General features: G+C 62.5%; 10 protein-coding genes. 1 reads left to right on the plus strand and 9 read right to left on the minus strand.

Annotated features, from left to right (window positions below; all coding sequences use genetic code 11):
- Positions 1–44: 44 nt before the first annotated feature.
- From fdhA to J3P86_RS24515, 8 genes are all read right to left on the minus strand, one after another.
- Complete coding sequence (gene fdhA, locus J3P86_RS24480; protein WP_003177608.1) at positions 45–1244, minus strand: formaldehyde dehydrogenase, glutathione-independent; 1200 nt, start codon at positions 1242–1244, stop codon at positions 45–47.
- 206 nt (positions 1245–1450) lie between these two features.
- Positions 1451–2308: a formyltetrahydrofolate deformylase gene (gene purU, locus J3P86_RS24485; RefSeq protein ID WP_434571318.1), complete on the minus strand. Its 858-nt coding sequence runs from the start codon at positions 2306–2308 to the stop codon at positions 1451–1453.
- A 206-nt stretch (positions 2309–2514) separates the two neighbouring features.
- Complete coding sequence (locus J3P86_RS24490; protein ID WP_434699027.1) at positions 2515–3147, minus strand: sarcosine oxidase subunit gamma; 633 nt, start codon at positions 3145–3147, stop codon at positions 2515–2517.
- 165 nt (positions 3148–3312) lie between these two features.
- Positions 3313–6330: a sarcosine oxidase subunit alpha gene (locus J3P86_RS24495; RefSeq protein ID WP_434699028.1), complete on the minus strand. Its 3018-nt coding sequence runs from the start codon at positions 6328–6330 to the stop codon at positions 3313–3315.
- Entirely contained in the window at positions 6327–6656 is a 330-nt protein-coding gene (locus J3P86_RS24500) for a sarcosine oxidase subunit delta (RefSeq protein ID WP_434602065.1), read from the minus strand. Before J3P86_RS24500 ends, J3P86_RS24495 begins: the two co-directional genes overlap by 4 nt.
- Before the next feature lie 14 nt (positions 6657–6670).
- Positions 6671–7921, minus strand: coding sequence for a sarcosine oxidase subunit beta (locus J3P86_RS24505; RefSeq protein WP_305498311.1), 1251 nt, complete (start codon positions 7919–7921; stop codon positions 6671–6673).
- A gap of 21 nt (positions 7922–7942) precedes the next feature.
- Positions 7943–9196, minus strand: a complete 1254-nt coding sequence (glyA, locus tag J3P86_RS24510; RefSeq protein WP_434699029.1) for a serine hydroxymethyltransferase — start codon at positions 9194–9196, stop codon at positions 7943–7945.
- 301 nt (positions 9197–9497) lie between these two features.
- On the minus strand, positions 9498–10202 hold the full coding sequence (locus J3P86_RS24515) for a TraX family protein (RefSeq protein WP_434699030.1): 705 nt from the start codon (positions 10200–10202) through the stop codon (positions 9498–9500).
- Positions 10203–10396: 194 nt separating this feature from the next.
- Between J3P86_RS24515 and J3P86_RS24520 the strand changes: the two genes are divergently transcribed.
- Entirely contained in the window at positions 10397–11437 is a 1041-nt protein-coding gene (locus J3P86_RS24520; RefSeq protein ID WP_434699031.1) for a threonine aldolase family protein, read from the plus strand.
- A 180-nt stretch (positions 11438–11617) separates the two neighbouring features.
- On the opposite strand, the gene gbcB is transcribed toward J3P86_RS24520, so the two are convergent.
- Positions 11618–12718 carry a glycine-betaine demethylase subunit GbcB gene (gbcB, locus tag J3P86_RS24525; protein ID WP_305498306.1) on the minus strand — a complete coding sequence of 367 codons (1101 nt, stop codon included), beginning with the start codon at positions 12716–12718 and terminating at the stop codon, positions 11618–11620.
- Positions 12719–12911 lie beyond the last annotated feature (193 nt).

The following is a 12911-nucleotide window of genomic DNA, read 5'->3' on the forward strand; positions in this document are numbered from 1 at the left end:
AAATAAAAAGGGCGACATCAAGTCGCCCTTTTCTTCAAACCAACTTACGCCGCACTGAACAACTTATGCGGATCAATCACAAACTTCTTCGGCACACCGGCATCGAACTCGCCATAACCCTTCGGCGCGTCATCCAGGCTGATGACCTGCACGCCAACGATTTCAGCAATATTGATGCGGTCCCACATGATCGCCTGCATCAGCTGGCGGTTGTACTTCATCACCGGGGTCTGGCCGGTGTGGAAGCTGTGGGATTTGGCCCAGCCCAGGCCGAAGCGAATGCTCAGGCTGCCCATTTTTGCGGCGGCATCAACTGCGCCCGGGTCTTCGGTGACATAGAGGCCGGGAATACCGATCTTGCCGGCCACGCGGACCACGCCCATCAATGAGTTGAGCACAGTGGCCGGGGCTTCGTGCTTGACGCCGTCATGGCCGTGGCCGCGGGCTTCGAAGCCCACGCAATCGACTGCGCAGTCCACTTCTGGTTCGCCCAGCAGCGCGGCGATTTGCTCGTGCAGTGGGGTGTCTGTAGACAGGTCGACGATTTCAAAGCCTTGGGCCTTGGCGTGAGCCAGGCGGATGGAGTTGACGTCGCCGATGATCACTACCGCAGCACCCAGCAAGCGGGCGGAGGCGGCAGCCGCGAGGCCAACCGGGCCGGCGCCGGCAATGTAGACGGTGCTGCCAGGGCCGACACCAGCGGTAACTGCGCCGTGGTAGCCGGTCGGCAGGATGTCGGACAGGCAGGTCAGGTCGCGGATTTTCTCCATGGCCTTGTCGCGGTCCGGCAGTTTCAGCAGGTTGAAGTCGGCGTACGGCACCAGCACGTATTCAGCCTGGCCGCCGGTCCAGTCGCCCATGTCGACATAACCGTAGGCACCGCCGGCACGGGCCGGGTTGACCGTCAGGCAGACACCGGTGTGTTGCTCCTTGCAGGAACGGCAGCGCCCGCACGCAACGTTGAATGGCACCGAAACCAGATCACCAATTTTCAGGTTTTCGACGTCGCTGCCCTTTTCGATCACTTCACCGGTGATCTCGTGACCCAGGACCAGGCCGGTCTGGGCAGTGGTACGGCCGCGCACCATGTGTTGGTCGGAGCCGCAGATGTTGGTGGAGACTACGCGCAGGATGACGCCGTGCTCGATCTTCCTGCCACGCGGGTCCTGCATTTTGGGATAGTCGATTTTCTGTACTTCGACCTTGCCGTTGCCGAGATACACGACACCACGATTACCAGACATGCTTTCACCTCGCTGTTGTTTTTATGGAACTGCGTTGCCCAGGCAGGCAGCGCGTTGATTGCTCGGGTTAGTGCTTGTGTCTTGTTTCTTCTGTTGTCTGTGAGGGCCTCATCGCGAGCAAGCTCGCTCCCACAAGGATTTTGGGTGTAACTAAATTTGTATACCGGCACAAATCCTGTGGGAGCGAGCTTGCTCGCGATGACGGTCTAGAGAACGACCGTGCGATTGGCGTTCAGGAACACCCTTCGCTCAATGTGGTACCCCACCGCGCGGGCCAAGGTGAGCCCTTCAATGTCGCGTCCCTTGGCGATCAGGTCTTCGGGATAGTGGCTGTGGTCCACCACTTCCACGCCCTGGGCGATGATCGGACCTTCGTCCAGGTCGTTGTTGATGTAATGCGCCGTGGCGCCCACCAATTTCACGCCTTTGTTATAGGCCTGGTGATACGGCTTGGCGCCCTTGAAGCCCGGCAGCAATGAGTGATGGATGTTGATGGCCTTGCCGTCGAGCTTGCGGCACAGTTCCGGCGACAGCACTTGCATGTAGCGGGCAAGAATCACCAGCTCGGCGCCGGTCTCCTCGATCACCTGCCACACCTGCCGCTCCTGGGCCGGCTTGTCGTTCGGATCCAGGGGGAAATGGTAGTAGGGAATCTGGTGCCAGTCGGCGAGCGGCTTGAGGTCTGGGTGATTGGAGACCACGGCCACCACGTCCATCGACAACTGGCCGATGCGTTGGCGGTAGAGCAAGTCGTTGAGGCAGTGATCGGCCTTGGAGACCATGATCACCACTTTCGGCCGGTAGTTGGGCGGCGTCAGTTCGAAGACCATGCCGAAGGCTTGCGCCCGCTCGGCCAGGCCGGCGCGGAAGCTCTGCTCGTCGAAACCGTCAGGCTGGCGAAACTCCACGCGAATGAAGAAGCGCGCCGAGAGCCGGTCGTCGAAGGAATGGTGCTCGGTGACGTAGCAGCCCTGCTCGAACAGAAAGCGGGTCACCGCATCCACCGTGCCGAGCACGCTGGGGCAGTCGGCGGTCAGTATCCATGTATCTGGGGCGCGGCTCATTGCGGTGACTCCTGTTTGTTATGGACAAATCCCCCGCTAAGCACAGAACCCTGTGGCGAGGGGATTCATCCCCGCTGGGCTGCGAAGCAGCCCCTAGACCTGCAACTTCAGAGTGTCAGGTTGATGACATCAAGCTTTTGGGGCTGCCGCGCAGCCCAGCGGGGATAAATCCCCTCGCCACAAAAAAGCCGTGTCGGCTTTAGTCCTTACGCCTGCACGCTCAACCCATACTCAGCCGCCGCATCCTGCAACCACAGCCACCAGTAATCGGAAAAGCTGCGGCGGATCACCAGTTCCCAGGTGTCTTCAGCGGTGTGGCGGATCACCAGTTGCGACTTGGCGAACACCGTGCCCACGGCCTTGCCCACCGGAAAGTTGCTTGGGTGTACATCGTAGCTGGTGGATTTCATCAGCACGTCGCGCACGTTCGGGCCGGACAGTTCGAGGATTTGCTGGCCGCCGCTGACGTTGACGATCTGGATGTGCAGGTCGCCCAGGGCTTCGCGCAGTTTCTGCTCGGCGACGAACTCTTCGCCAGAAGGCACCACCAGCAGCCATTCATCCGGCCCCAGCCATTGCAGGCTGGTTTCGCCCTTGACGATGACAGCCAGCGCACCCGGCAACTCCAGGCCCAGGGCCTTGTGCACGCCCGCGGCGAACGCAGGATCGTGGCCATTGCCACGAATGGTCAGGTGGCCGAGGAGTTTTTTCTCGCGCACGGTCACGCCGGCGTTCTTGCGGCCCTTGCCCGCCAGGCTGGCGAGGTCGGCATGGTGCAGCGATGACTCGGCCTTGGCCCCGGTGGTGGGGCGTTGTTGGTACACGTTGACTGCGGTCATATGGAGCACCTGTCTGAATGCTGTTGGGTCAAACCCTGTGGTGGCTGTCAGGCCGTCATCGCGAGCAAGCTCGCTCCCACAGGGTTACGCGATCAACTGTGGGAGCGAGCTTGCTCGCGATGAAGCTGACGCGGTATCGCCGTTCTCCCACAGGACCTCAAGCCATTAAACGTTCTGCCGATCCCCCTTCGGATCGAAGAACACCGAAGAAACGATCTCTGCCTCGATCACCCGACCATCCGCCAGCGGGGCGAAGACTCGCTCGCCGAGGCGCTTCAAGCCGCCCTTGACCACGCCCATCGCAAACGAATAGCCCAGGGAGTTATGCGCATAGCTGGAGGTCACGTGGCCGACCATCGACATCGGGATCGCCTGCTTGGGGTTGAACACCAGCTGCGCGCCTTCCGGCAGCCAGACATTCGGGTCGATCGGCTTGAGACCCACCAGTTGCTTGCGCTCTTCACGCACGCAATCTTCGCGATTCATCCCACGCCAGCCGATCCACGAGAACGGCTTGGTCCGGCCGACGCACCAGCCCATGTTCAGGTCGTCCGGGGTCATCGAGCCGTCAGTGTCCTGGCCGACGATGATGAAGCCCTTCTCGGCCCGCAACACGTGCATGGTCTCGGTGCCATACGGGGTCAGGTTGTACTTCTTGCCGGCCTCGACGATCTGTTCGAGCACGCCCATGGCGTAGTCGGCCTGCACGTTGATTTCGTACGACAGCTCACCGGTGAACGAGATGCGGAACACCCGCGCCGGCACGCCGCCTACCAGGCCTTCCTTCCAGGTCATGAACGGGAAGCCGTCCTTGTCCAGGTCGATGTCGGTGACTTCGCTCAGCAGCTTGCGGCTGTTGGGCCCCGACAGGGTCATGGTCGCCCAGTGGTCGGTAACCGAGGTGAAATACACCTTCAGATCCGGCCATTCGGTCTGCTGGTAGATCTCCAGCCATTGCAGTACACGGGCCGCACCGCCAGTGGTGGTGGTCATCAGGAAGTGGTTGTCGGCCAGACAGGCAGTCACGCCGTCGTCGAAGACCATGCCGTCTTCCTTGCACATCAGGCCGTAGCGGGCCTTGCCCACGTCGAGCTTGGTCCAGGCATTGGTGTAGATGCGGTTGAGGAACTCACGGGCATCCGGGCCCTGGATGTCGATCTTGCCCAGGGTCGAGGCGTCCAGCAGGCCGACGCTGTCGCGCACGGCCTTGCATTCGCGCTTGACCGCGGCATGCAGGTCTTCGCCGTTCTTCGGGAAGTACCAGGGACGTTTCCACTGGCCGACGTCCTCGAACTCGGCGCCGTTTTTCACATGCCAGGCATGCAGCGCGGTGAAGCGCACCGGTTCGAAGATGTGCCCGCAGTGCCGACCGGCCACCGCGCCGAAAGTCACCGGCGTGTAGTTCGGACGGAACATGGTGGTGCCCATCTGCGGGATGCTCACGTTCAGCGAACGGGCCGCGATGGCCAGGCCGTTGACGTTGCCCAGCTTGCCCTGGTCGGTGCCGAAGCCCAGTGCGGTGTAGCGCTTGACGTGTTCCACCGACTCGAAGCCTTCGCGGGTGGCGAGTTCGATGGCGGCGGCGGTGACGTCGTTCTGCAGGTCGACGAATTGCTTCGGCGCACGTGCGGTGGTTTTTTCATGCGGCACCTGGAACAACGCCAGGGTCGGTTCTTCATGACGGCTCAGGGCCTTGGGCAACACGCCCTCCACAGCCTTGAAGCCGGCTTCGCTGGCCGCGCGCACGCCGCCTTCAAAACCGTCGGCCAAGGAATCGCCGAGCCCGTAGACGCCATTCACACCGCCGACGCACACGCGTTTCTGCGGCGCTTCGCCCGGCACGAAACCGAGGATGTCTTCACGCCAGATCGGCTTGCCGCCCAAGTGCGAAGCCAGGTGGACCACCGGGCTGTAGCCGCCGGAACTGGCCACCAGGTCGCAGTCCAGCCATTCGCCAGGGCTGGTGACCTTGTGGGCGCGGACGTCGATCGCGGCGACACGTGCACCGGTGACGCGCTTGCTGCCACGGGCTTCGATCACGGCGCTGCCGGTGAGGATGCGGATGCCTTTGGCGCGGGCTTCTTCCACCAGCGCACCACGCGGGTTGCTGCGGGCATCGGCGACGGCCACCACTTGCAGGCCGGCGTCGAACCAGTCCAGGGCGACGCGATAGGCGTGGTCGTTGTTGGTGCTCAGCAGCAGTTTCTTGCCCGGTGCCACGCCGTAGCGGCGGATGTAGGTAGAAACCGCACCCGCCAGCATGTTGCCCGGCACATCGTTGTTGCCGTAGACCAGCGGGCGTTCGCAAGCACCAGTCGCCAGCACCACGCGCTTGGCGCGTACCCGGTTGATGCGCTGGCGCACCTGGCCGATCGGTGCGCGGTCACCGAGGTGATCGGTGAGGCGCTCGTGGATGGTCAGGAAGTTGTGGTCGTGGTAACCGTTCACCGTGGCGCGAGGCAGCAACACCACCTCGGGCATCGAGCGCAGTTCAGCCACCGCCGCCGCGACCCACTCGGTCGCCGGCTTGCCGTCCAGGCTTTCGCGGGAGTCGAGCAGGCTGCCGCCGAACTCTTCTTGCTCATCGGCCAGGATCACTCGCGCACCGCTGCGGGCCGCGGCCAATGCAGCGGCCAGGCCAGCAGGGCCAGCGCCGACGATCAGCACGTCGCAGTGACGGTTCATGTAGTCGTAGGTGTCCGGATCGTTCTCGGTCGGCGAGCGACCCAACCCTGCGGCCTTGCGGATGTACTTCTCGTAAGTCATCCAGAACGATTGCGGGTACATGAAGGTTTTGTAGTAGAAGCCCGGCGGCATCAGCTTGCCGCCGACCTTGCCGAGAATCCCCATCATGTCGTTGTTGACGTTCGGCCAGCCATTGGTGCTGGTGGCGACCAGGCCCTGATACAGCGCCTGTTGCGTGGCGCGCACGTTCGGGATCTGCGTGGCTTCGGTGGCGCCGATCTGCAGCACCGCGTTCGGCTCTTCCGCACCGGCGGCAAAGATGCCGCGCGGACGAGAATACTTGAAGCTGCGGCCGATGATGTCGACACCGTTGGCCAGCAGCGCAGCGGCCAGGGAATCGCCTTCGAAGCCTTTGTAGCTCTGGCCGTTGAAGGTGAATGTCAGCACTTTGTTGCGGTCGATCCGTCCGCCGTTGGACAGGCGATTGATCTGGCTCATACCTTCTCTCCCAGAGCCTGCGCGGCCGCTTTCGGACTGTCAGCCTTGTCGGTGAATTGCGGCTTTTGACCGATCTTGTAGGTTTCGAGGATCTCGTAGGTCACGGTGTCACGGGTCGCGTTGAAGTACTGGCGGCAACCGGCGGCATGGATCCACAACTCGTGGTGCAGGCCGCGAGGGTTGTCGCGAAAGAACATGTAGTCGCCCCACTCCTCGTCGGTGCAGGCGTTCGGATCCAGCGGACGCGGGATGTGCGCCTGGCCGGATGCATGGAATTCCTCTTCGGAGCGCAGCTCAAAGCAGTGAGGACAGAAGATATGCAACATGGGGATTTCTCCTGTTAGTGGGCAACCGCAGCAGCGCCGTGTTCATCGATCAACGCACCGTTGTGGAAACGGTCGATGGAGAAAGGTGCGGCCAATGGGTGCATTTCGCCCTTGGCCAAACTCGCGGCAAATACGTTGCCCGAGCCAGGTGTCGCTTTAAAGCCACCGGTGCCCCAACCGCAGTTGAAGAACATGTTCGGCACTGGCGTCTTGGAGATGATCGGGCAGGCGTCCGGCGTGGTGTCGACGATGCCGCCCCACTGGCGGTTCATGCGCACCCGCGAGAGCACCGGGAACATCTCGACGATGGCCTGGATGGTGTGCTCGATCACCGGGTACGAGCCACGCTGGCCGTAGCCGTTGTAGCCGTCGATACCGGCGCCGATCACCAGGTCGCCCTTGTCGGACTGGCTGATGTAGCCGTGCACGGCGTTGGACATGATCACGCTGTCGATAATCGGCTTGATCGGCTCGGACACCAGCGCTTGCAGCGGATGGGATTCGACCGGCAGGCGGAAACCGGCAAGCTTGGCCATGTGCCCGGAATTACCTGCGGTCACCACGCCGACGCGCTTGGCGCCGATGAAGCCCTTGTTGGTCTCCACGCCGATGCACACGCCGTTTTCCTTGCGGAAACCGATCACTTCGGTCTGCTGGATCAGGTCCACGCCCAAGGCGTCCGCCGCCCGGGCAAAGCCCCAGGCCACGGCATCGTGACGGGCCACGCCGCCGCGACGCTGGACGGTGGCGCCCATCACCGGATAACGGGTGTTCTTCGAGCAATCCAGGTACGGAATCTCGTCAGCCACTTGCTTGGCATCGAGCAGCTCGCCGTCCACGCCGTTGAGGCGGTTGGCGCTGACGCGGCGCTCGGAATCACGGATGTCCTGCAATGTGTGGCACAGGTTGTAGACGCCACGCTGGGAGAACATCACGTTGTAGTTCAGGTCCTGGGACAGACCTTCCCAGAGTTTCATCGCGTGTTCGTACAGGTGAGCCGATTCGTCCCACAGGTAGTTGGAGCGCACGATGGTGGTATTGCGCGCGGTGTTACCGCCGCCCAGCCAGCCCTTCTCGACCACGGCCACGTTGGTGATGCCGTGCTCCTTGGCCAGGTAGTAGGCGGTCGCCAGACCATGCCCGCCGCCGCCGACTATGACCACGTCGTAGACCTTTTTCGGGGTCGGCGTGCGCCACATCCGCTGCCAGTTTTCATGATGGCTGAGTGAGTGTTTGAAGAGGCCGAAGCCCGAATAGCGTTGCATAGTCATTACTCCAAAACCGACTCAGCGATAAACCGGGAAGTCCGCGCACAAGGCCGCCACTTGCTGCGCGACATTGGCCTCGACATCGGCGTCGCCGAGGTTGTCGAGGATGTCGCAGATCCAGCCGGCCAGCGTGACGCACTGGGTCACCTTGAAGCCGCGGGTGGTCACCGCCGGCGTACCGATGCGCAGGCCCGAGGTCACGAACGGCGATTGCGGGTCGTTCGGCACGGCGTTCTTGTTCACGGTGATGTGGGCGCGGCCCAGGGCGGCATCCGCGTCCTTGCCGGTCAGGCCCTGGCGGATCAGGCTGACCAGGAACAGGTGGTTGTCGGTGCCGCCGGACACTACATCGTAGCCGCGCTTGATGAACACGCCCGCCATGGCCTGGGCGTTGTCGATCACTTGCTGCTGGTAAGCCTTGAAGCCCGGCTCCGCCGCTTCCTTGAAGCACACCGCCTTGCCAGCGATGACGTGCATCAGCGGACCGCCCTGGGCCCCGGGGAATACGGCGGCGTTGAGCTTTTTCTCGATCTCTTCGTTGGCCTTGGCCAGGATCAGGCCGCCGCGTGGGCCGCGCAGGGTCTTGTGGGTAGTGGTGGTGACCACGTCGGCGTACGGCAGCGGGTTCGGGTACAGGCCGGCGGCAACCAGGCCGGCGACGTGGGCCATGTCGACGAACAGCAGCGCACCGACCTTGTCGGCGATCTGGCGAAAGCGTGGGAAATCCAGGGTCTTGGAATAGGCAGAAAAACCGGCCACGATCATCTTCGGCTTGCACTCGACCGCCAGGCGCTCGACTTCGTCGTAGTCGATCAGGCCCGTAGCGGTGTCGATTCCGTATTGCACCGCGTTGTACAGCTTGCCCGAGGACGACACCTTGGCACCGTGGGTCAAGTGACCGCCGTGGGCCAGGCTCATGCCCAGGATGGTGTCGCCGGCTTGCAGCAAGGCCAGGTACACGGCGCTGTTGGCCGACGAACCGGAATGCGGCTGGACGTTGGCGTAATCGGCGCCGAACAGTTGTTTGGCGCGCTCGATGGCCAGGGCTTCGACCTTGTCGACGTGCTCGCAGCCACCGTAGTAGCGCTTGCCCGGGTAACCTTCGGCGTACTTGTTGGTCAGGCCGCTGCCCTGGGCCTGCATCACGCGCTTGCTGGTGTAGTTCTCCGACGCGATCAGTTCGATGTGATCTTCCTGGCGTTGCTCCTCGGCATTCATCGCCGCCAGCAGTGCATCGTCGTAACCCTGGATCTGGTCTTGCTTGCTGAACATCGCGTCTCTCCCAGCGGCGGCGGTGCGCCTTTCGTCTCGGTGAGGCACGGACCGTTTCGGTCGTGCCCTTTGGATGCGATGGTATGGCCGGCGCAGGCAGGTCAAATGCCTATGGACGCCACGCAAAGGTGCGTTTACGACATGGCACAGGACGCGGTTAGTGTGGCGAGGGGATTTATCCCCGCCGGGGCGCGAAGCGGCCCTGAAACCTGCAGGCGCGGCGTGTCAGGCTGACCGAGTTTGCTGCCTTGGGGCTGCTTCGCAGCCCAACGGGGATAAATCCCCTCGCCACAGGTTCAGTTCAAGCCACCCAGTTGCGAACCGCGAGCAACAAAAGAAAATGGGCGGGGTACAGCGTGTATGCCCAGCGCCGCATTGCCGGTGGACGGAAAGAGCCCGCGTGGCGCAACAGCATCAGCCCAAGCCATGGCGCGATCAGACAAGCCACCAGCCCCCAGAGCGCCACCGTGTCGCCCAGCCATGCCGCGCCATACAACACCCGCCATTGATTGGCCGCCACGCAGACCATTCCCGGTAGCAACGCGAAATACCAAGGCCGGCGATGCACCAGCAACATCGCCAACGGCAGCAGCACGCCGTAGAACCCGAACATCAACTGTGACGAACACAGCGCCGCCAGCAGCAGCGCCGCCACCGCCAGGCATCGCGCCTGCAAGGTGGGGGTTTGCCAACAGCGCGCCAGCAACAATCCCAGCACCAGCGTCGGCATCACGTTCAATGTCGTGGGGTTGGGAACGAACAAGCGGTAGGGGATTTCACTGATGGCGCTGAACAGCAACAGCCAGCCCAGATAACGCCACGGAAGCGAGCTGGCGCCGTTGCGTGAGAGGTTGGCCGCCATCGCCAGGCAGAACCAGGGAAACGCCAAGCGCCCCGGCACATAGAGCCAATCGGCGGAAAAACCGACATATCGCAGATGATCGAGGACCATCGACAACAGTGCCAGCCACTTGAGCAGGTCCAGCGCAGCGTCGCGCTGACTCATGCGTACTGCGGCCCGCTGATTTTGTGATTTTCTGACCTAAACATCCCGTGTGCTCCCTCGCTAATCTTGGGTAAAGTGCGCACCACTATCGACCACGGCGCTGTGGACCCAAACACGCCGAACCATGGAACCCCTCACCCGGGAATTCCACCAGGGATCTCTTACCCAGGACTCTCTATTCAAGGAGCAAGGCCATGACCGACAAGAGCCAACAATTCGCCAGCGACAATTATTCCGGTATTTGCCCCGAAGCCTGGGCGGCCATGGAAGAAGCCAACCAGGGCCACCAGCGCGCCTATGGCGACGATGAATGGACCCACCGCGCGGCGGATGATTTCCGTGCCCTGTTCGAAACCGACTGCGAAGTGTTCTTCGCGTTCAACGGCACTGCGGCCAACTCCCTGGCCCTGTCGTCGCTGTGCCAGAGTTACCACAGCGTGATCTGCTCGGAAACCGCCCACGTCGAAACCGACGAATGCGGCGCGCCGGAGTTCTTCTCCAACGGCTCCAAGCTCTTGGTGGCGCGCACCGAAAACGGCAAGCTGACCCCCGAGTCGATCCGCGAGATCGCCCTCAAGCGCCAGGACATCCATTATCCCAAGCCGCGCGTGGTGACCCTGACCCAGGCCACGGAAGTCGGCAGCGTCTATACCCCGGAAGAAATCCGCGCCATCAGCGTTACCTGCAAGGAACTGGGGCTGAACCTGCACATGGACGGCGCGCGCTTCTCCAACGCCTGCGCCTTCCTCGGCTGCACCCCGGCCGACCTGACCTGGAAGGCCGGCGTCGACGTGCTGTGCTTCGGCGGCACGAAAAACGGCATGGCGGTGGGCGAAGCGATCCTCTTCTTCAACCACGACCTGGCGGAAGATTTCGACTATCGCTGCAAACAGGCCGGCCAGTTGGCCTCGAAGATGCGCTTCCTCTCCGCCCCCTGGGTCGGCCTGCTGCAGAACGACGCCTGGCTCAAGCATGCCCGCCACGCCAACCGTTGCGCGCAATTGCTGGCGCAACTGGTCAGCGACATTCCTGGCGTCGAACTGATGTTCCCGGTCCAGGCCAACGGCGTGTTCCTGCAACTCTCGGAACCGGCCATCGCAGCACTGACCGCCCGGGGCTGGCGCTTCTACACCTTCATCGGCAAAGGCGGCGCACGGTTCATGTGCTCGTGGGATACCGAAGAAGCGCGAGTGCGGGAGTTGGCGGCGGATATTCGGGAAGTGATGGCGGGCTAGGAAATATTGCAGGTTCACCTGTGGCGAGGGGATTTATCCCCGCTGGGCCGCGAAGCGGCCCTGAAATCTGCGGACGCGATGTATCAGATTGATCGAGTTGATCGCTTTAGGGCCGCTTCGCAGCCCAACGGGGATAAATCCCCTCGCCACAAGAGCTCATCGCGCCCCTGAGAGAACGGGTTAAAACTCGATCCGCACATCCCCCTTCGGCACGCTGCAGCACGACAGGATGTAACCCTCGGCCTCGTCGTCCTCGGTGATGCCGCCGTTGTGTTCCATTTCAACTTCGCCGCCGAGCTTCATAACCTTGCAAGTGCCGCAGATGCCCATGCCGCACGCCTTGGGAATCATCAGGCCGAGCTTGGCTGCTGCCGCGTGGACGGTTTCGCCCGGTGCTACGCCGATGCTCTTGCCCGACGCGACGAATTCCACCTGATGCAGGTCCGCCTGGTCGACTTCAGGCGCATCCGCCGCCTGTTCGGCCTGCTCCACCGCGTCGGCGCGGGCTTCCGGTGGCGTGGCGCCGAAGGATTCCTCGTGGTAGCGCTTCATGTCGTAGCCGGCCGCTTCCAGCAGACGCTTGACCGCGCTCATGTACGGCGTCGGGCCGCAGCAGAACACTTCGCGCTCAAGGAAATCCGGCACCATCAGTTCCAGCATCTTGTGATTCAGGTAGCCACGATACCCGGCCCACGGCTCGCCCAAACCATGCTTTTCGCAAATCAGGTGCAAGCTGAAGTTATCGATCCGCGACGCCATGTGCTCCAGCTCGCGGTGGTAGATGATGTCCTTGGGCGAGCGGGCGCTGTGGACGAAGGTCATGTCGACGTTGGCGTTGGTGTCGTAGAACCAGCGGGCCATGGACATGCATGGCGTGATTCCGACGCCACCGCTGAGGTACAGGACCTTCGGGCTCGGGAAATCCATGGCATTGAACAACCCCACCGGCCCGTGCACCGCCAGTTCCTGGCCTTCGTGCAGCGTGTCGTGCAGCCAGTTGGAAACCTTGCCCCCCGGCACGCGCTTGATGGTCACCGAGAAGCTGTAGGGCACCGACGGCGAACTGGAGATCGTGTAGGAGCGCATGATCGGCTGGCCTTCGATTTCCAACTCCAGGGTGACGAACTGCCCGGGCTTGAAAAAGAACATGATCGGCTGGTCGGCCATGAAGCAAAAGGTGCGCACATCCCAGGTTTCCTGGATGACTTTGACGCAACGAACGATATGTCGGCCATTGGCCCAGGTCTGGGTGGTGACCGGGTTCAGGAAATTGTTGGACATGCTGATCTCCACGGCCGACTGTCGGCCTTCATGATGGCGATTGTGCGCAGGCGCCTGCACCGCCATTTACCTATCTGCGACATTCACATACTTATCGCGACCAGCCCCCAACTACCGGGGCTCGCGCGTCGGGAACAGATTGGGCCATGTCGCCCATGGATAAGGTTGCGCCCCTGCGCGGCCCCACACTCGC

This window comes from Pseudomonas sp. D1-1 (assembly GCF_051132225.1).
GTDB lineage: Bacteria > Pseudomonadota > Gammaproteobacteria > Pseudomonadales > Pseudomonadaceae > Aquipseudomonas.

What these genes read in the sequence shown, in the direction of transcription:
- J3P86_RS24520 (WP_434699031.1), top strand. Translation starts at nt 10,397, where the DNA reads ATGACCGACAAGAGCCAACAATTCGCCAGCGACAATTATTCCGGTATT.
- glyA (WP_434699029.1), bottom strand. Translation starts at nt 9,196, where the DNA reads ATGTTCAGCAAGCAAGACCAGATCCAGGGTTACGACGATGCACTGCTG.
- gbcB (WP_305498306.1), bottom strand. Translation starts at nt 12,718, where the DNA reads ATGTCCAACAATTTCCTGAACCCGGTCACCACCCAGACCTGGGCCAAT.
- J3P86_RS24515 (WP_434699030.1), bottom strand. Translation starts at nt 10,202, where the DNA reads ATGAGTCAGCGCGACGCTGCGCTGGACCTGCTCAAGTGGCTGGCACTG.
- J3P86_RS24500 (WP_434602065.1), bottom strand. Translation starts at nt 6,656, where the DNA reads ATGTTGCATATCTTCTGTCCTCACTGCTTTGAGCTGCGCTCCGAAGAG.
- purU (WP_434571318.1), bottom strand. Translation starts at nt 2,308, where the DNA reads ATGAGCCGCGCCCCAGATACATGGATACTGACCGCCGACTGCCCCAGC.
- J3P86_RS24490 (WP_434699027.1), bottom strand. Translation starts at nt 3,147, where the DNA reads ATGACCGCAGTCAACGTGTACCAACAACGCCCCACCACCGGGGCCAAG.
- J3P86_RS24495 (WP_434699028.1), bottom strand. Translation starts at nt 6,330, where the DNA reads ATGAGCCAGATCAATCGCCTGTCCAACGGCGGACGGATCGACCGCAAC.
- J3P86_RS24505 (WP_305498311.1), bottom strand. Translation starts at nt 7,921, where the DNA reads ATGCAACGCTATTCGGGCTTCGGCCTCTTCAAACACTCACTCAGCCAT.
- fdhA (WP_003177608.1), bottom strand. Translation starts at nt 1,244, where the DNA reads ATGTCTGGTAATCGTGGTGTCGTGTATCTCGGCAACGGCAAGGTCGAA.